This is a genomic window from Neisseria sp. P0014.S009 (assembly GCF_051958155.1).
GTDB lineage: Bacteria > Pseudomonadota > Gammaproteobacteria > Burkholderiales > Neisseriaceae > Neisseria > Neisseria flavescens_C.
Genome location: NZ_JBQCVS010000048.1, coordinates 1 through 463, shown reverse-complemented (window position 1 = coordinate 463; position 463 = coordinate 1). Strand labels below are relative to the sequence as shown.

At 59.8% G+C, this 463-nt stretch carries 1 rRNA gene; it reads left to right on the top strand.

Features of this window, described 5'->3' with window-relative positions:
- Positions 1-463, top strand: a 16S ribosomal RNA gene (locus tag ACTHS4_RS11595); the annotation flags it as partial.

Genomic DNA, 463 nt, shown 5'->3' with positions numbered 1-463 from the left:
GCGTCAGATGTGTATAAGAGACAGCCTACGGGGGGCTGCAGTCGAGGATCTTCGGCAATGTGCGCAAGCACGACCGAGCGACGCCGCGTGGGCGATGAAGGCCTTCGGGTTGTAAAGCCCTGTCGAGGGGGAGAAAAGCGGGAAACCGTGTGATCTATCCCTGGAGGAAGCACGGGCTAAGTTCGTGCCAGCAGCCGCGGTAAGACGAACCGTGCGAACGTTGTTCGGAATCACTGGGCTTAAAGGGCGCGTAGGCGGGCTGCCAAGTCCGGGGTGAAATCCTCCAGCTCAACTGGAGAACTGCCTCGGATACTGGAAGTCTCGAGGGAGATAGGGGCACGCGGAACCGTGGGTGGAGCGGTGAAATGCGTTGATATCCATGGGAACTCCGGTGGCGAAGGCGGCGTGCTGGATCTCTTCTGACGCTGAGGCGCGAAAGCCAGGGGATCAAACGGGATTAGAT